This window comes from Micromonospora globispora (assembly GCF_003857015.1).
Taxonomy (GTDB): domain Bacteria; phylum Actinomycetota; class Actinomycetes; order Mycobacteriales; family Micromonosporaceae; genus Micromonospora; species Micromonospora globispora.
Map to the genome: position 1 here is coordinate 1 of NZ_QGGF01000358.1, position 15,811 is coordinate 15,811.

General features: G+C 69.8%; 15 protein-coding genes, 1 tRNA gene and 1 riboswitch. Of the genes, 6 read left to right on the forward strand and 10 right to left on the reverse strand.

The features are described 5' to 3' along the window. Positions 1 to 116: 116 nt before the first annotated feature. Both DKL51_RS17620 and DKL51_RS17625 read right to left on the reverse strand, forming a co-directional pair. Positions 117 to 713, reverse strand: coding sequence for a sugar O-acetyltransferase (locus DKL51_RS17620; protein ID WP_185734832.1), 597 nt, complete (start codon positions 711 to 713; stop codon positions 117 to 119). A 182-nt stretch (positions 714 to 895) separates the two neighbouring features. Then, complete coding sequence (locus DKL51_RS17625) at positions 896 to 1,270, reverse strand: nucleoside deaminase (RefSeq protein WP_260428570.1); 375 nt, start codon at positions 1,268 to 1,270, stop codon at positions 896 to 898. Here DKL51_RS17625 and DKL51_RS17630 point away from each other — a divergent pair. After that, positions 1,226 to 1,798 carry a tyrosine-type recombinase/integrase gene (locus tag DKL51_RS17630; RefSeq protein ID WP_185734833.1) on the forward strand — a complete coding sequence of 191 codons (573 nt, stop codon included), beginning with the start codon at positions 1,226 to 1,228 and terminating at the stop codon, positions 1,796 to 1,798. The genes DKL51_RS17625 and DKL51_RS17630 overlap by 45 nt on opposite strands. An 89-nt stretch (positions 1,799 to 1,887) precedes the next feature. Here the strand turns inward: DKL51_RS17630 and DKL51_RS17635 are convergent. Next, positions 1,888 to 1,961 (reverse strand) — tRNA-Gly (locus DKL51_RS17635). 279 nt (positions 1,962 to 2,240) lie between these two features. Between DKL51_RS17635 and DKL51_RS17640 the strand changes: the two genes are divergently transcribed. After that, positions 2,241 to 3,224 carry a zinc metalloprotease gene (locus DKL51_RS17640; RefSeq protein WP_124812271.1) on the forward strand — a complete coding sequence of 328 codons (984 nt, stop codon included), beginning with the start codon at positions 2,241 to 2,243 and terminating at the stop codon, positions 3,222 to 3,224. Positions 3,225 to 3,297: 73 nt separating this feature from the next. Here DKL51_RS17640 and DKL51_RS17645 read toward each other — a convergent pair whose 3' ends face one another. Next, a complete protein-coding gene (locus DKL51_RS17645; RefSeq protein WP_109946719.1) occupies positions 3,298 to 3,849 on the reverse strand; it encodes a pyridoxamine 5'-phosphate oxidase family protein in 552 nt (183 codons plus the stop codon). Positions 3,850 to 3,927: 78 nt separating this feature from the next. On the opposite strand from DKL51_RS17645, the gene dcd reads away from it, so the two are divergent. Continuing rightward, entirely contained in the window at positions 3,928 to 4,506 is a 579-nt protein-coding gene (dcd, locus tag DKL51_RS17650) for a dCTP deaminase (protein WP_109964916.1), read from the forward strand. A 36-nt stretch (positions 4,507 to 4,542) separates the two neighbouring features. On the opposite strand, the gene DKL51_RS17655 is transcribed toward dcd, so the two are convergent. Next, positions 4,543 to 5,529: a C40 family peptidase gene (locus DKL51_RS17655; RefSeq protein WP_243420630.1), complete on the reverse strand. Its 987-nt coding sequence runs from the start codon at positions 5,527 to 5,529 to the stop codon at positions 4,543 to 4,545. Positions 5,530 to 5,589: 60 nt separating this feature from the next. Then, positions 5,590 to 5,725, reverse strand: a riboswitch (cyclic di-AMP (ydaO/yuaA leader). A gap of 233 nt (positions 5,726 to 5,958) precedes the next feature. Here DKL51_RS17655 and DKL51_RS17660 point away from each other — a divergent pair. Next, positions 5,959 to 7,995, forward strand: a complete 2,037-nt coding sequence (locus tag DKL51_RS17660; RefSeq protein ID WP_109964917.1) for an N-acetylmuramoyl-L-alanine amidase — start codon at positions 5,959 to 5,961, stop codon at positions 7,993 to 7,995. A 69-nt stretch (positions 7,996 to 8,064) separates the two neighbouring features. On the opposite strand, the gene DKL51_RS17665 is transcribed toward DKL51_RS17660, so the two are convergent. From DKL51_RS17665 to DKL51_RS17685, 5 genes are all read right to left on the reverse strand, one after another. After that, a complete protein-coding gene (locus DKL51_RS17665; protein ID WP_260428571.1) occupies positions 8,065 to 9,081 on the reverse strand; it encodes a C40 family peptidase in 1,017 nt (338 codons plus the stop codon). Positions 9,082 to 9,244: 163 nt separating this feature from the next. Beyond that, positions 9,245 to 10,249: a hemolysin family protein gene (locus DKL51_RS17670; RefSeq protein ID WP_124812273.1), complete on the reverse strand. Its 1,005-nt coding sequence runs from the start codon at positions 10,247 to 10,249 to the stop codon at positions 9,245 to 9,247. Next, a complete protein-coding gene (locus tag DKL51_RS17675; protein ID WP_109964918.1) occupies positions 10,242 to 11,549 on the reverse strand; it encodes a hemolysin family protein in 1,308 nt (435 codons plus the stop codon). Before DKL51_RS17675 ends, DKL51_RS17670 begins: the two co-directional genes overlap by 8 nt. A gap of 149 nt (positions 11,550 to 11,698) precedes the next feature. Beyond that, the gene (locus DKL51_RS17680) at positions 11,699 to 13,900 is read right to left on the reverse strand and encodes a (Fe-S)-binding protein (RefSeq protein ID WP_109946709.1); all 2,202 of its coding nucleotides are present in this window, start codon (positions 13,898 to 13,900) and stop codon (positions 11,699 to 11,701) included. A 361-nt stretch (positions 13,901 to 14,261) separates the two neighbouring features. Then, the gene (locus DKL51_RS17685) at positions 14,262 to 14,525 is read right to left on the reverse strand and encodes a cell division protein CrgA (protein ID WP_124812274.1); all 264 of its coding nucleotides are present in this window, start codon (positions 14,523 to 14,525) and stop codon (positions 14,262 to 14,264) included. 224 nt (positions 14,526 to 14,749) lie between these two features. Here DKL51_RS17685 and DKL51_RS17690 point away from each other — a divergent pair, with 224 nt between their 5' ends. Further along, positions 14,750 to 15,556 (forward strand): DUF881 domain-containing protein, encoded by an 807-nt coding sequence (locus DKL51_RS17690; RefSeq protein ID WP_109946708.1) that lies wholly within the window; start codon positions 14,750 to 14,752, stop codon positions 15,554 to 15,556. Further along, positions 15,553 to 15,792, forward strand: a complete 240-nt coding sequence (locus DKL51_RS37675; protein WP_124812275.1) for a hypothetical protein — start codon at positions 15,553 to 15,555, stop codon at positions 15,790 to 15,792. The genes DKL51_RS17690 and DKL51_RS37675 overlap by 4 nt, the downstream gene beginning before the upstream one ends. Positions 15,793 to 15,811 lie beyond the last annotated feature (19 nt).

Here is a 15,811-nt window from a genome sequence, read left to right on the forward strand (position 1 = left end):
AGACCGCAGGCCATGAGAGAGCCACACCAATGACACCGGTGGGCAGCCGCAATGTGGGAGCGTCTCGCCGAGCACCTGGACCGAGTCTGGCCGGACATCGATCCTGCAGGAAGTCTCTAAGTAGCCGATGTGCGTGGGTGATCCGCAGGTTTCAGTGCAGTAGACGCTGGCTTCAGACGCTTGCGCTCGACAACGCTTGTTGCTGTCACCACACTCAGCGGCGGCACGTCCTTCGCGACAACGGCGCCCGCGCCGACGACCGAGCCCCGACCGATTGTCACTCCAGGGATGACCGTGGCTGCGGCGCCGATCCACACATCATCCTCGATCACGATGGGCGCGTGCGTGAAGAATTCGTACCGTTCGTCGAGCTCGACGGGGTGTCCGGCCGTGCTCAGGGTCACTCGGGGACCGATCAGGACGCGGTCACCGATGGTGATGCCCCCGTAGTCGAGGAAGAAGCATCCCTGATTGATGAACACGCGCTCTCCGAACGATGCTCCAAGCCCGTAGTCGCAATAGAACGGGGGCAGGATGGACAGCGAGTCAGGGATGGGTCCACCGAAGATCTCGGTGAGCACCGTCCTGCGCGCGTCGAGGTCGTCGAACGGCAGCACGTTGAGGCGCGAGGTCAGGTTCATGACGAGCTGTACGCGCTCCGCGAAGGCTCGGGACTCGGGCGTCCGTGTTCGTAGGCGTTGCTCGTTGCGCACGAGGCGATCTTGGCACGGCGAGTCAGAGACTGCGTGACGACCCACCGGCAGAGAATGCGTCACTCCGTGATCGTGGGGTCCTCATCGAGCGTCCGGATCTGGATCCGCGATCAGCGCGCGGAGGTGTCGCAGATCAGTTGGCGGACATGTGTCGTGCATCAGACGGAGGACAGTGGACCTTGTCAGAACTTGGGCACGACCGGTGAGGGCAGCATGTCGGCCCACTTACGTAGTACGTCGACGGCCTGGTCCCGGAGGGGTCCTTCGGCAACCTCTTCACGCAGTGACTGGCGCTCGGCCGGTTGGGCGACCTCGCGGTAGAACTGGAGGTCTTCGAAGCCGTAGGTGGCTACGTCGTGGCTGCTGGCTCCGAAGATCAGGCGGGGGATGCGTGCCCAGTAGCAGGCCATGAGGCACATGGGGCATGGCTCGCTGCTGGCGTACATGATTCCGTCTTCGAACAGGTGCCGCCCTAGGTTTCTGCCGGCGTGGCGCAGGGCCATGACCTCGGCGTGCGGTCGGGTCTCGCAGCTCGACAACGCTGCTGGTGCCTTCACCGACGACCTCGCCTGGTCCTCGGTCCACCGAAGTCCCGGGCCAGCCGGCGCACTGTCAGCCTGCCGCCGGCCGTGGTCGCGGTCGTCCGCGAACACCTTGCGGCCGAGGTCGACGACAACCCGGACGCGTTGGTGTTCACCACCGAGAGCGGTCGGCCGATCTGGCGGGGCAACCTCAACAAGCTGATCGACTGGAAGGCCGCCGTCGCGCGGATCGGGCAACCGCAGCTGCACTTCCACGACCTACGGCACACCGGGAACACGCTCGCCGCCCGCACCGGGGCGAGCACCCGCGACCTGATGGCTCGGATGGGCCACGACTCATTCCAGGCGGCGTTGATCTACCAGCACGCCACGGCCGAGGCTGATCGGGCCATCGCCCAGGCGCTGCACGAGGCAGTGCGCGCGGACCGAAAGAAGTCCAAAAGGTCGGCCGACGGCGCCGGCAAGACCAAGGACCGGCCCGGCAGGAAGTCGGGCGACAGCAAGGGCAAGAAGCAGCAGGCGGCCCGGGACGACCGGGGCTAATGGCATGCCAATGGCACGCAGCATGATCGTTGGCCTTGGAACATCGAAGGCCCTGACTCGGACTCGCGTCCTCACCAGGGCCTCGATCGTGGAGCGGGTGACGGGAATCGAACCCGCACTGTCAGCTTGGGAAGCTGATGTTCTGCCATTGAACTACACCCGCAGGCGGCACCACTGTACCTGAGGTCACCACGTTGCTGCACCCAGGTACCCCCGGCGCGCCCCAGTGGCCGACGTCCCAGCGTCACAGACCCACCCTCGCCTGGGGCGCAACCAACCCGAAGCGATCTTGCAATCGTCGGCGCCCACCCGAGCAGCAGGAAGTTTCACTGCGGCAACATATTCCCGTTCTCAGATCCATCGATGGACTGTAACGTCTCCCCCACGTTCTCCGACACGGCGTGACATACCCCGATGTCCGCCGCCAGAAAGAGGTGGGCCCATGGGACTTCGTCCCAACCTGCTGACCCGGCGTGCCGCCGGTGTCGCGTCGACGACCCTCGCGCTGCTGCTCAGCACCGCCTCGGTGGGCGTCGTTCCTGCTGCTTCCGCCTTCTCGGCCGCTCCCGGCGCGTCCTGCGCCGAGCCGACCGACGTCCACTCCGACGCCCGGGTGAAGAAGGGCGGTACGGCCAAGCTCGACCCGAACCAGCTGACCGCCGCGCAGGTCCGTGAGCGCGAGGCCGACCTCGCCGCCGCGCTGCGCGAGCGGGCGAACTTCCGGGCCGGTGCGGGAGCCACGCCGCTGGCGACCGTGACCGTCCCGGTGGTCGTGCACGTCATCCAGCGCGACGCCACCCGGGCCGGCGGCAACATCCCCGACTCGATGGTCACCTCTCAGATCACCGTGCTGAACCAGGCATACAGTGGCGCCACCGGCGGTGCGGCCACCGCGTTCAGCTTCCAGCTGCAGAAGGTGCACCACGTCACCAACCCCGCCTGGTACCCGATCGTGCAGGGCTCCTCGGCCGAGCGGCAGATGAAGACCTCGCTGCGCGAGGGCGGCAAGAACACCCTCAACATCTACCTGGGCGAGCTGAGCGACAACCTGCTCGGCTGGGCGACCTTCCCGAAGCGCAAGCTCGACGCCATGGACGGCGTGGTCGCGCTGAACGAGTCGCTGCCGGGTGGCACCGCGACCAACTACAACGAGGGCGACACCGGCACCCACGAGATCGGCCACTGGCTGAACCTCTACCACACCTTCCAGGGCGGCTGCACCGGCTCCGGCGACAGCGTCGACGACACCCCGGCAGAGGGCTCGGCGGCGTACCAGTGCCCGACCGGACGGGACACCTGCACCGCGGCCGGCCTGGACCCGATCACCAACTTCATGGACTACACCTACGACTCGTGCATGCACCAGTTCACCTCTGGGCAGGCGAGCCGGATGCTGACCGCGTGGAACGCCTACCGCGCCGCGTAACACCTCAGCAGCAACGGATCGGTGCCGGCCCTGTCCTCGGACGGGGCCGGCGCCGGCGTTTTCTCTCCGTACTTCAGGCGGCCGGGCGGCGGGTGTCGAAGCCGTGTCGGCCACGCCGACCCTCGGGACCGCCGGCTCCCCGGCGGATCGCACCGCTCGCCCCCGGATCGAGCCAGACCTGCACCGCGGGCCGGCCGGGAGCCTCGGCGGGAAGGGCCGCGTGTTCGCGCCGGGTCAGCATCGCCACATCGACCGTGAACTCGAAGAGCCGCCAGTCGACCTGCGGGGCCGCCCGGCCGATCTCGGCCACCCGCGCCACCCGCGCCCGGTCGGTGACCGGGCGGGCGTGACCGGCGACGTACGCCTCGTCGTCGCTCTCCTCCGGCGGGAACGAGTGCAGCGCGTAGCGGCCGTCGCGTTCGAGGTCGCGGCGCTTGGGCGAGTCGATGACGAAGCAGAAGAGGCCCTCGTCGGTGATGACCGGGGAGACCGGGTGCACCCGGGGGCCGCCGTCGGCACGGACAGTGGCGAGATAGCCGAAACCCGGCCCGTACTGCTGCATGAGACGGCGGATCTCGTCGGCGAGTCGGGGCTCGTCGGCGGCGAATTGGGACCAGGAAGCCATGCCGACATTCTATCGAACACATGTACGAAGATGTAGTCCGACACGCAGTTCACCCGTACCGGTCGCTATGGTGTTCCGATGCTGCTCTCCGACCGTGACCTGGTCTCCGAGATCAAGGCGGGCACGCTGGCACTGGAGCCGTTCGAGCCCACGCTGGTGCAACCGTCCAGCATCGACGTACGCCTGGACAAGCTCTTCCGGGTCTTCAACAACCACCTCTACACGCACATCGACCCGTCAGTGCAGCAGGACGACCTGACGTCGATGGTCGAGGTGCCCGAGGGCGAGCCGTTCGTGCTGCACCCGGGCGAGTTCGTGCTCGCCTCGACGCTCGAGGTGATCTCGCTGGGTGACCAGCTCGCCGGCCGGCTGGAGGGCAAGTCCAGTCTGGGCCGGCTGGGCCTGCTCACCCACTCCACCGCCGGCTTCATCGACCCGGGTTTCTCGGGCCACGTCACGCTGGAACTGTCCAACGTGGCGAACCTGCCGATCACCCTCTGGCCGGGCATGAAGATCGGCCAGCTCTGCATCTTCCGGCTCTCCTCGCCGGCCGAGCACCCGTACGGCTCGGAGGTCTACGGGTCGCGTTACCAGGGGCAGCGCGGGCCGACGCCGAGCCGCTCCTGGCAGAACTGGCGCACCTGGCCGACCCGCTGACCGGCGGGCCCCCTCGCGAGGGCCCGCCGTGCCGGGTCAGCTCGGCCGGCCGTAGCTGTTGATCTGGCCGTCGTCGACGCGCTTCATCGTGATCGGTTTGCCGGACTGGGAGGCGTGCACGACCCAGCCGTTGCCGACGTACAACGCCACGTGATGCAGGTCGCTGTAGTAGAAGACCAGGTCTCCGGGGCGAAGCTCGCTCCGGCTCACCCGGGCGGTCACGTCGTGCTGCATCCGGGCGTTGTGCGGCAGGGAGACCCCGGCCTTCTCCCAGGCGGCCATCGTGAGGCCGGAGCAGTCGTAGTGGTCCGGGCCGGCCGCGCCCCAGACGTAGATCTTGCCGATCTGCGCGCAGGCGAACTTGGCGGCGATTCCCCCGGGGCCGGAGATGTACTCGGACGGGCAGGGAGCGGGGCGTAGCGGGCCGCCGCCGCCGTTGCCGTACACCTTGAGCCGGAGCTTCTCCAGCCGGGCGATCTCGGCGTTGATCTGCTTCTTCTTGGCCGCCAGCTGGGCCTCGGTGCGGGCCAGCTGGGCGACCATCTCGTCGAGCGGCTGCTTCTTGGCGGCGAGCTGGTCGCGCAGCGCCGCCACGGTCTGCACCTGCTCCTGCTGGCGGCGCGCGAACCGGTCGAGCATTTCCAGTCCGGTCACCACGTCACCGGGTGTCCGGCTGCCCAGCAGCGCGTTCACGGTCGAGACTTGCTCGCCCTTGTACGCCTCGGCGGCGAGTCCACCGACCTGCCCCATGGCCAGGTCGACCTGGCGCTGCAGGGGTGCGATCTGCTTGGCGAGCGCCGCGGCCTGCTTGCGCTTGACGGCAAGGTCCTCGCGGGTCGCGTTGTGCTGCTCGATGATCGGTTCGAGCTTGTTCCAGTCCTGGTCGATCTGGCGCTCGATCTCGGTAACGGACGGTTCGGCGTGCGCCGCCGTGGCGCCGCCGGTCAGGATGACGGCGGTGCCGGCCAGGGCGGCGAAGGCGGTGGTGAAGCGGGACCAGCGGGAACGCGGCGCAGCCGTCATCCGGTCGACCGACCGGACCGACGGTGGCCGCGGGGCATGGTGTGCCACCGGGCTCGATACTCCTTCTTCACTGACCGCCTACCGGGTTAGCTGACGGGTTCGGGCGAGAAGGGAGCCGCCCTACCGCACTGCTGCGGATTCACCCCAGGTACCTGGGTCCCCGGCTCGCCCGGAGGCGACTCGGCGGTGTCGGACCGTCACCGCCCGGGCTGGGCAGTGCTGCTACCGGTCGACGATTGACCAGAGTAGAGACGTGCGTTATAGATCCGCAACCATCAACGCCGTGACACTCCGTACACAAATCGCGAGAACGATGCCGTACTGAAGGTTTTTTTCATGCAACATCATCAGCGAGAAAGGTATTGACCAGCGGCCATGCGCGGGGCGAGGGTGAGCTACGCAGTGACCCCCACCCGATCTGGAGGTTCGATGCACCTCTCACCTGTGCCGCCGCGCAGACGGATCCTGCTCGCTGCCGCAGCGGCGGCGGCCACCGCCCTTCTCACCACCGGACCCGTGGCCGCCGAGCCCCTCTCCGCCGGCGCCGCCGAGCCCACCGACCGCCAGCAGCAGTACGCCGCCGCGGCGGCCGAGCAGGGCGTGCCGCAGAGCATCCTGCTCGGCGTGTCCTATCTGGAGTCGCGCTGGGACACCCACCCCGGCCAGCCGAGCACCAGCGGCGGCTACGGCCCCATGCACCTGACCGACGCCGACCAGGTGCTCTCGGGTCCGTCGAGCTCGCACGTCGACGAGGACGAGGATCCGCGCGGCGACGACTCCCGGCCCCTGGTCGTCGACGCGGCGGCAGCGGCCGCCCCGGCCGGTGACGTCCTGCCGCAGGCATCCCTGCAGACCCTCGACGCCGCCGCCGCGCTCACCGGCCTCTCCGCGGAGGCGCTGCGCACCGACGCGGCCGCGAACATCCGCGGCGGGGCGGCGCTGCTCACGTCGTACCAGAAGGAGCTGGGTGCCCCGACGGGCGCCGACAGCGACCCGGCGGCTTGGTACGGGGCGGTGGCCCGGTACTCCGGCGCGGACACCGAGGACGCCGCGGCGGCCTTCGCCGACGAGGTGTACGACCAGATCAGGATCGGCGCCGGCCGGACCACCGACGACGGCCAGCGGGTGACCCTCGCCGCCTCGGCCGTGACGCCGGACGAGTCCGGGCTGCACCGGCTCGGGCTGCGCCGCGCCGAACGGCCGGACGGCCTCGAGTGCCCGGTCCGCGTCGCCTGCGAGTGGATCCCCGCGCCGTACGAGAAGTACGGTCCGAACCCTGGCGACTACGGCAACCACGACCTGGGCGCCCGGCCCGCACAGCAGAAGATCGAGTACATCGTCATCCACGACACCGAGGGGTACTTCGGCCCCAGCGTGAAGCTCGTGCAGACCAAGACCTACCTCGGCTGGCACTACACGCTGCGCTCGGTGGACGGGTACGTGGCCCAGCACATCAAGGCCAAGGACGTCGGCTGGCACGCCGGGAACTGGTACGTCAACGCCAAGTCCATCGGCATCGAGCACGAGGGCTTCGCCGGCCACGGCACCTGGTACACCGAGGCGATGTACCGCACCTCGGCGAAGCTGGTCCGGCACCTGGCGTTGCGGTTCCAGATCCCGCTGGACCGGCAGCACATCCTCGGGCACGACAACGTGTCGGGGACGGTGGCCTCGACGGTGCGCGGGATGCACTGGGACCCGGGTCCGTACTGGGACTGGTCGCACTACTTCGAGCTGATGCAGGCGCCGTTCCAGTCGACCGGGACGCCGCAGAGCGGCCTGGTCACCATCGACCCGACCTACGCCACCAACCAGCCGGCCTTCTACGGCTGCAACCAGCAGCCGCCGGGGGTACCGACGCCGACACCGCCGGCCCAGCCGTGCCCGCTGCGCCCCTCGTCCTCGGTCATCCTGCACACCGCACCGAGCGAGACGGCTCCGCTGGTCAACGACAAGGGGCTGCGCCCCGACGGCTCGCCGGACACCATGTACATCTCCGACCACGGCGCCCGCGCCTCGGCCGGTCAGACGTACGCCCTCGCGGGCATTCAGGGCGACTGGACCGCGATCTGGTACCTCGGCCAGAAGGCCTGGTTCTACAACCCGGCCTCGGCGCCGACGGCCAAGTGGGCCGAGGGCTTCGTGGTGACGCCCAAGCCGGGCAAGGCCACCATTCCGGTGTACGGCCGGGCCTACCCGGAGCGGGCGGCCTACCCGTCGTACATCCCCTACCAGACGATTTCGCCGCTCCAGTACACGTTCGCCGCGGGCCAGCGGTACGCGCTCGGCGGCGTCCTGCCGGGCGAGTACTACCGGGCGGTCACCTTCGACGGCTCTGCGCCGGGTGACTGGACGGTGGTCCGCGGTGAGAACAAGTACGTGCAGATCCAGTTCGGCCACCGGGTGATGTACGCCAACCTCGACGACGTGCAGATCCTGCCGGCCGCGGAAGGCGCAGCCCAGTAACCACAACCGCACACGACGAAGGCCCCCGGTCGCTGGACTGGGGGCCTTCGGCGTCGTCGCAGAGGTGGGTCAGGTGACCCGGCGGAAGCCGGCGACCGGCATGTAGCTGATCTTCGTGACCTGGATCTGCTTACCCGTCCTGGGCGCGTGGACCATAAGCCCGTTGCCGAGGTAGAGACCCATGTGATGCAGGTCGCTGTAGAAGAAGACCAGGTCACCCGGGCGGGCGTCGGCCCGGGACACGGGCCGTCCCTCGTTCCACTGGGCACCGGTGAAGTGGGTCAGGTAGATGCCCGCCGCCTTGTAGGCGTACTGGGTGAGGCCGGAGCAGTCGAACGTGTTCGGGCCGGTGGCGCCCCATTCGTACCACTTGCCGACCTGCGCGCAGGCGGTCTTGATGGCGATGCGGGCGGCGCTGCTGACCACGCCGTCGATGTTGGGGCAGCCCTCGACCCGCACCGAGGTCACCGGCAGCATCGCGGTCAGCCGCTTGATCTCGGCGTTGATCGCCTTCTTCTTCGCCGCCAGCTCGGCCCGCTGCTCTTTTTCGGCAGCGATCAGCGCGTCCAGCTTCCGCTTCTGCCGCAGGTACTTGTCCCGGATGGCGAGCACGCCGGCGATCTGCTTGTGCTGATCCGCGGCCAGCCGATCGAGCATGACGAGCTGCTCGGCGAGCGTCCCCGGCTTGGTGCTGACCAGCAGGGCCCCGAGGTCGTGGGACGGGCCCTCGATGTAGTAGTGGGCGGCGATGTCGCCGACCCGGTTCATCGCGAGCGACGACTCCAGCTCCAGCGGAGCCATCTTCTTCTCCAGCTCGGCCGACTTCTTCATGTTGACCTTGAGCTGGGCGTTGATCTTGTTGTAGTCCTCGATCGTGGGCTCGAGCTTCTCCCACTGCTTGTCGATCATCGCGTCGATCTCGTCCACCGAGGGCGCCGCGTGGGCCGGAGCGGCCAGCATCCCCGCGCCGACCGCGACGGCCGCGACCAGGGTGATCAGACGGTGGACAACCCGGCGCACGCCGACCGGTCGGACGGACGGCTGGCGCGGGGCGTGACGATGAGGGGGCATGGTTGCCACCGGCACCGACTCCTTTGCAACCGACCGCCGGGCGCCTCGGGCAGGGGAAGATCGAGGCAGACGACCCACAGCGGTCGGTGCCCCACATTAGGGAAGGGCCGGGGTGTAATCAAGGCGGCCTTTCGGACAATCACTGCTCCGCAATCGCTTGCACACCAAGGGTGTTCACTCAGGTGCCAACGATGGCGGTCAACACATCGTCGAGCGTCACCACGCCGAGGGGTCGGCGGCCGTCGCTCACCAGGACCATGTGCCGCCGCTCGCGCCGCATCGACAGCAACAGGTCGGCCAGCGTACGGTCCGGCGGGACCACCGCCAGCGGCCGGTAGATCTCGCTGGGCACCGGGGCCCGGCGGCTCGCGCCGGCGTACCCGAGTACGTCCTTGACGTGCACGAATCCGAGCACCCGTCGGGTGGAACGCTGCACCACCGGGAAGCGGGACCGGCCGGTCCGGGTGGCCAGCACCTCCAGCGACGCGGGCGAGACGTCCTCAGCCACCGTGGTCACCGTCGACCACGGTTGCAGGGCATCCGCCGCCGTCCGGCTGTGCAGGGCCAGCGCGCCGGTGATCCGCGCGTGCTCCTCCGCGTCGAGCAGCCCCTCGGTACGCGCCTGGGAGACCAGCCCGGCCAACTCCTCCGCCGTGAACACCGTCTTCACCGCGTCCGTCGCCTCGACCCGCCACAACCGCAGCACCTGCCGGGCCGACCACTTCATCGCCAGCAGCAGCGGCTTGGTGCCCACGCAGAACGCCAGCATCGCCGGGCCCAGCCAGAGCGCCGACGGCTCCGGCCCGGCCAGGGTGATGTTCTTCGGCACCATCTCGCCGACCACGGTGTGCAGGAAGACCACCACGCCGAGGGCGATCAGGAAGGCCACCGGGTGCACGGCCCGGGCCGGCAGCCCGACCGCGTCGAACGGCACCTCCAACAGGTGGGCCAGCGCCGGCTCGGCGATCGCGCCCAACCCGAGGGAGCAGATCGTGATGCCGAGCTGCGCCCCGGCGATCATCAGCGGAATCTGGTTCATCGCCGACAGCGTCCAGCGGGCCCGCTTGGAGGTGGCGGCGAGCGGTTCGATCACCGTACGGCGGGAGGCGATCAGCGCGAACTCGCTGCCCACGAAGAAGCCGTTGCCGAGCAGCAGCAGGACGGCGACCAGCAGCTCAGTCATCGTCGTCGGGCTCCTCGGGGCGGACCACCCGGACCTGCTCGATCCGGTGCCGGTCGATCTCGACGACGGTGAACTCGTACCCGCCCTCCTCGACCGTCTCCCCGGGCACCGGAATGTGCCCGAGCCGGGCCATCAGGAAGCCGGCGAGGGTCTCGTACGGCCCCTCGGGCAGCCGGAAGCCGGTCTGCTCGGCCAGCTCGTCCTCGCGGAGCACCCCGTCGACCAGGAGGGTCCGCTCCCCGCCCGGCACGGTCAGCTCGACCGGGCCGAGGTCGGCGACCGCGTCCGGGTCGAACTCGTCGGCGATCTCCCCCACCAGCTCCTCGACCAGGTCCTCCACGGTCACCACGCCGTCCGTGCCGCCGTACTCGTCGACCACGATGGCCAGGTCGGCACCGGCCGCCTTCAGCGCGGCGAGGACCCCGTCCAGGTCGAGGCTCTCCGGGACGTACACCGGCTCGCGGGCGACCGCGGCGACCGTCGTCGTCGCGCGCCTCGCCAGCGGTACGCCGAGCGCGTCCGGCACCCCGGCGACCCCGGTGACCAGATCCAGCGTCTCCTCGTAGACCGGGAACCGGGTCCGGCCGGTCTCCCGGGAGAGGTCCAGCAGTTCGGCCACCGTGGCGGTGGCCCGCAGCGCGATCACGTCCACCCGGGGCGTCATCGCCTCGGCCGCCCGCTTGTCGCCGAACCGGATGGTCCGGCGCAGCAGCATCGCGGTGTCCGGGGGCAGCGCGCCGGCCCGGGCCGAGATCGCGGCGAGCAGGCCCAGCTCCTCGGGCGATCGGGCGCTGGCCAGCTCCTCCTGCGGTTCCACGCCGAGCTGCCGGACCAGTCGGTTCGCCGAGTTGTTCAACCCCCGGATCAGCCAGCCGAACGCGCGGGAGAAGTTCCGCATCGGAGCTGCGGTGCTCAGGGCGGCCGGCATCGGCCGGGCCAGCGCCAGGTTCTTCGGCACCAGCTCCCCGAAGAGCATCGAGATCAGCGTGGCCAGGGCCAGCGCGAGCACCGGGCTGAACCGGTCGGCACCCCCGACGGGACGCAGCAGCGGGGCGAAGAGCCGGGCCAGGGCCGGCTCGGCCAGGTAGCCGGTGAGCAGCGCGGTGATGGTGATGCCGAGCTGCGCTCCGGAGAGCTGGAAGGAGAGTTCGCGCAGCGCCCGTCGTACCGTGTCGGCCCGGACGTCGCCCTCCGCGGCCCGCCGGTCGATCTCCGCCCGGTCGACCGTGACCAGGGCGAACTCGGCCACGACGAAGAACGCGTTCCCCGCGGTCAGCAGGATGAAGCCGACCAGGGGCAACAGCGTGGTGACCAGTAGGCCGTCGATGATCGCCTCACCTCGCGCGAGATTCTTCCACGCCCGTGCCCACCCGCAAGCCCACGCCCGACGGCGGAGACGCAACGCGGCGCCACCCGGGTGGGTGGCGCCGCGTTCGGTGCGTACGGGCGTCAGCCGGCCGCGTCGGCCGTCTCCTTCTCGCCGGCGGCGTCCGCCGGCTTGACCGAACGGAGCAGCACGCTGGCGACGTCGACGACCTCGACCTGCTCGCCGGCGCCCTTGCCGTTGACCCCGTCGTTGAGCATCGTCGAGCAGAACGGGCAGCCGACCGCGATGGTCTTCGCCCCGGTGGACATGGCCTCCTCGACCCGGTCCACGTTGATCCGCTTGCCGATCTTCTCCTCCATCCACATCCGGGCGCCACCGGCGCCGCAGCAGAAGGAGCGCTCGCTGTTCCGCGGCATCTCGGTGATCTCGGCGGAGCCGAGGGCGGCGCCGAGCACCTCGCGCGGCGGGGTGAAGACCCGGTTGTGCCGGCCCAGGTAGCAGGGGTCGTGGTAGGTGAGCCCGCCGTCGACCGGCTGCACCGGGGTGAGCTTGCCGGTGGCAACCAGGTGGGCGAGGAGCTGGGTGTGGTGTACCACCTCGAACTCGCCGCCGAGCTGCCCGTACTCGTTGCCGAGGGTGTTGAAGCAGTGCGGGCAGGTGGCCACGATCTTGCGCTTGCTCTTCTCCCGGCCCTCGAACGCCTCGTTCAGCGTCTCGACGTTCTGCTGGGCGAGCATCTGGAAGACGAACTCGTTGCCGATCCGGCGGGCCGGGTCGCCGGTGCAGGTCTCGCCCTCGCCGAGGATGGCGAAGGAGACGCCCGCCTCGTTGAGCAGCGTGGCGACCGCCCGGGTGGTCTTCTTGGCCCGGTCCTCGAACGCGCCGGCGCAGCCGACCCAGAACAGGTACTCGAAGTCCTCGACCTCGCCGACCCGCGGCACCTCGAAGCCGAGGCCCTTGGTCCAGTCCTCGCGGGTGTTCTGCGGGGCGCCCCACGGGTTGCCCTTGTTCTCCAGGTTGCGCAGCATCACGCCGGCCTCCGACGGGAAGCTCGACTCGATCAACACCTGGTAGCGACGCATGTCGACGATGTGGTCGACGTGCTCGATGTCCACCGGGCACTGCTCGACGCAGGCGCCGCAGGTGGTGCAGGACCAGAGCACGTCCGGGTCGATGACGCCGCCCTCCTCGGCGGTGCCGATCAGCGGCCGGTCGGCCTCGGCCAGGGCCAGCACGTCCATGTGGGCGAGCTGCGCCTCGGTGGCCTTCTCCTCGCCGGTCAGGTCCTTGCCGCCGCCGGCCAGCAGGTACGGCGCCTTGGCGTACGCGTGGTCGCGGAGGCTCAGCACGAGCAGCTTCGGCGACAGCGGCTTGCCGGTGTTCCAGGCCGGGCACTGCGACTGGCAGCGGCCGCACTCGGTGCAGGTGCTGAAGTCCAGCAGGCCCTTCCAGCTGAACTGCTCGACCTGGGCGACGCCGAACTGGTCCTTCTCCGGGTCGGCCTCCTCGAAGTCGAGCGGCTTGCCGTCGCTCATCATCGGGCGGAGCGCGCCGAGGCCGGAGCCGGCGGGCTTGGCCGGCTCACGCTTGAAGAAGATGTTGAAGAACGCCAGGAAGCGGTGCCAGGCGACACCCATGGTGACGTTCAGCGAGATCACGATGAGCCAGGTCATCGAGATAATGATCTTGATGACGGCGGCCACGCTGACCCCGGCCTCCCAGGCCGGAAGCGCGTTGCCGATCGCGTGGCTGACCGGGGTGGCCCAGACCGGGTACTCGAAGTGGTCGGTGGCGACCTTGAAGCCGCGGATCAGGAAGCCGAAGATCAGGACGAGCAGGACGACCCACTCGACGAAGTAGCCCTGCCACATGGTGGAGCCGGTGAACCGGGAGCGGCCGCCCGGCCGGGTCGGCCGGTTGCGCAGCCGGATCGCCATCAGCACCAGGATGCCGACGAAGCCGAACACGCCGATCAGCTCGGTGGCCAGGCCGAAGATCGTCCAGTGCCCGATGATCGGCAGCCCACCGCCGGGGGTGACCACCTCGAAGTACGCCTCGAGCACCAGCAGCGACAGCACGATGAACGCGACCATCACGAACCAGTGCGCCGCGCCCACCACGCTCCACTTGAGCATGCGGGTGTGACCGGCGGTCTCCACCAGCATCTTCCTGGTGCGGGCGCCCTTGTCGGTGAACCGCTCCGGCGCCGGTTGCCCGAGCCGGATGACTGCCACCATCTTCATGACCGCGCGTACCGCAAGCCCCACCGCCACCGCGGTGATGGCGGCCGCGAGGATCGTGGCGACGATCTGGACGCTGCCCATCGAGTTGGCCTCCCGGTCTGCTGCCTGTCGAGCGGCTGGCGACCGGGACCGGCTCACGGCGCGGTCGGCGCTCCGCCGCTACCGCAACCCCGACCCGACCGGCCGATGACCTCGCTCCGCTCGGTCATGCAGTGCAGCCTACGCGTATGGTTACCCAGCAGTAACGTGAGTCATCTCGCATCCGGCCACGCCGCCCTGCGCACACCTTAGGTGGACCGCCACTGATACGCCCGGACAGGGGCGTCGTGGCGTGACGTTCATCCATCGCCCGTACCACCGGAACCGCCCACCGGCGGCGATCCGGGGCGAGACATGCGACGGCCCGACCCCCTGCACGGGGCCGGGCCGGAAGTCGAGCCGATCAGCGCCAGCGGGAGAGCAGGATCAGCGAGGCGACCATTGCGCCGAAGCCCACCGCGAGGTTCCAGTAACCCCACGACATGACCGGGTACGCCTGCTCGGAGAGGTAGTACACGACCAGCCAGCCGATGCCGGCGACGATCAGCGTGACAGCGGTGATCGGCAGCCAGATCGGGCTAGGCTTGCGCGTCGCAGCCGTCGCCGTCGGACGCACGTCCGTCGGCGGGGTGTACACCTTCTTCTTGCGAACCTGAGACTTGGGCACGACGCTCTCCAGGGGTGACGACCTCGGCCGGCCTGACAACCGGGCACGGGGGCGACGGTCCATGGCCAATAATGTTCGACAGCTAGCGTAGTCCCGACGGACCGGCCCGGCCAGAAATGGGGTCAGGCCGGTGCAGGGAGCGACCCAGAGGGCGGGACTTTCGGGTCGGGCAGACCGGTCGCATCGCCGCGGACCGACACGAGACGACGGGGAAGGAACGCTCGGTGGAGTACACGTCCGGCGCCGCCTCCTGGCAGAAGGCCCTCCGGCGGGCGGTCGTCGGCCTGCTGCCGCGACGGCCACGGCAGCGACGACCGGGCTGGTCGATCGGGGTGCCGTTGATCGCCGCCGCTGCGGGACTGCTCTTCACCACCAGCGCGACCACCGCCGGCGGCACCCCACTGCGCGAGGACCGCCGCCCCCAGCTCACCCAGCTGATCGAGGACCGGCGCGAACAGGTCGCCGCGAGCGAGCTCCGGGCCGCCCGGCTGCGCGCCGAGGTGGAGAGCCAGACCGCCGCCCTGGCCGACACGGACGCCCCGATCAAGGAACAACAGGATCGGGCCGCCGGCAGCCGCCAGGCGGCCGGGTTCACCGCGCTCACCGGTACCGGGGTGACCATCGAGCTGAACGACGCGCCCCGGCGCGCCGACCAGACCCTGCCCAAAGGTGCCAGCAACGACGACCTGGTCGTCCACCAGGGTGACGTCCAAGCGGTCGTGAATGCGCTCTGGGCGGGCGGAGCCGAGGCCATGTCGATCATGGACGTCCGCGTCCTCAGCACCAGCGCGGTACGCTGCGTCGGTAACACCCTGCTGCTGCACGGCCGGGTGTACTCCCCGCCGTTCAAGATAGTAGCGATTGGCGACCCCGCTGCCCTCCAGCAGGCCCTCGCCACCTCCGAGGGAGTCCGGTTGTTCAAGGAAGCGGTCGATCACTACCAGCTCGGCTACTCCGAGACCGTCTCCACCGTCAACGTGCCGGCGTTCGAGGATTCGACCGCCCTCCGGTACGCCGAGGTGCCGCGGTGACACCCGACGAGCACGCCCCGGTCGGGGACGGCCGCCACCGCGACCGAGCGGACGACCCGACCGCGTTCATCCCCAAGGTCCACCGGCCGACGCCCGCTCAGGGCGCGCGCGACCTGCCCCGGCCCGAGTCCGGCGCGGCCCGAGTGCCGGCACCGTCGGCCGCCCCGGAGGCGACCCGCCGCCCGACCACGCCCGGCCCCGTCGTGGCCTCGGCCCTGTCTCCTATACACATCTGACGCTGCCGACGATCGCATA

What these genes read in the sequence shown, in the direction of transcription:
- DKL51_RS17640 (WP_124812271.1), top strand. Translation starts at nt 2,241, where the DNA reads ATGGGACTTCGTCCCAACCTGCTGACCCGGCGTGCCGCCGGTGTCGCG.
- DKL51_RS17645 (WP_109946719.1), bottom strand. Translation starts at nt 3,849, where the DNA reads ATGGCTTCCTGGTCCCAATTCGCCGCCGACGAGCCCCGACTCGCCGAC.
- dcd (WP_109964916.1), top strand. Translation starts at nt 3,928, where the DNA reads ATGCTGCTCTCCGACCGTGACCTGGTCTCCGAGATCAAGGCGGGCACG.
- DKL51_RS17655 (WP_243420630.1), bottom strand. Translation starts at nt 5,529, where the DNA reads ATGACGGCTGCGCCGCGTTCCCGCTGGTCCCGCTTCACCACCGCCTTC.
- DKL51_RS17660 (WP_109964917.1), top strand. Translation starts at nt 5,959, where the DNA reads ATGCACCTCTCACCTGTGCCGCCGCGCAGACGGATCCTGCTCGCTGCC.
- DKL51_RS17670 (WP_124812273.1), bottom strand. Translation starts at nt 10,249, where the DNA reads ATGACTGAGCTGCTGGTCGCCGTCCTGCTGCTGCTCGGCAACGGCTTC.
- DKL51_RS17680 (WP_109946709.1), bottom strand. Translation starts at nt 13,900, where the DNA reads ATGGGCAGCGTCCAGATCGTCGCCACGATCCTCGCGGCCGCCATCACC.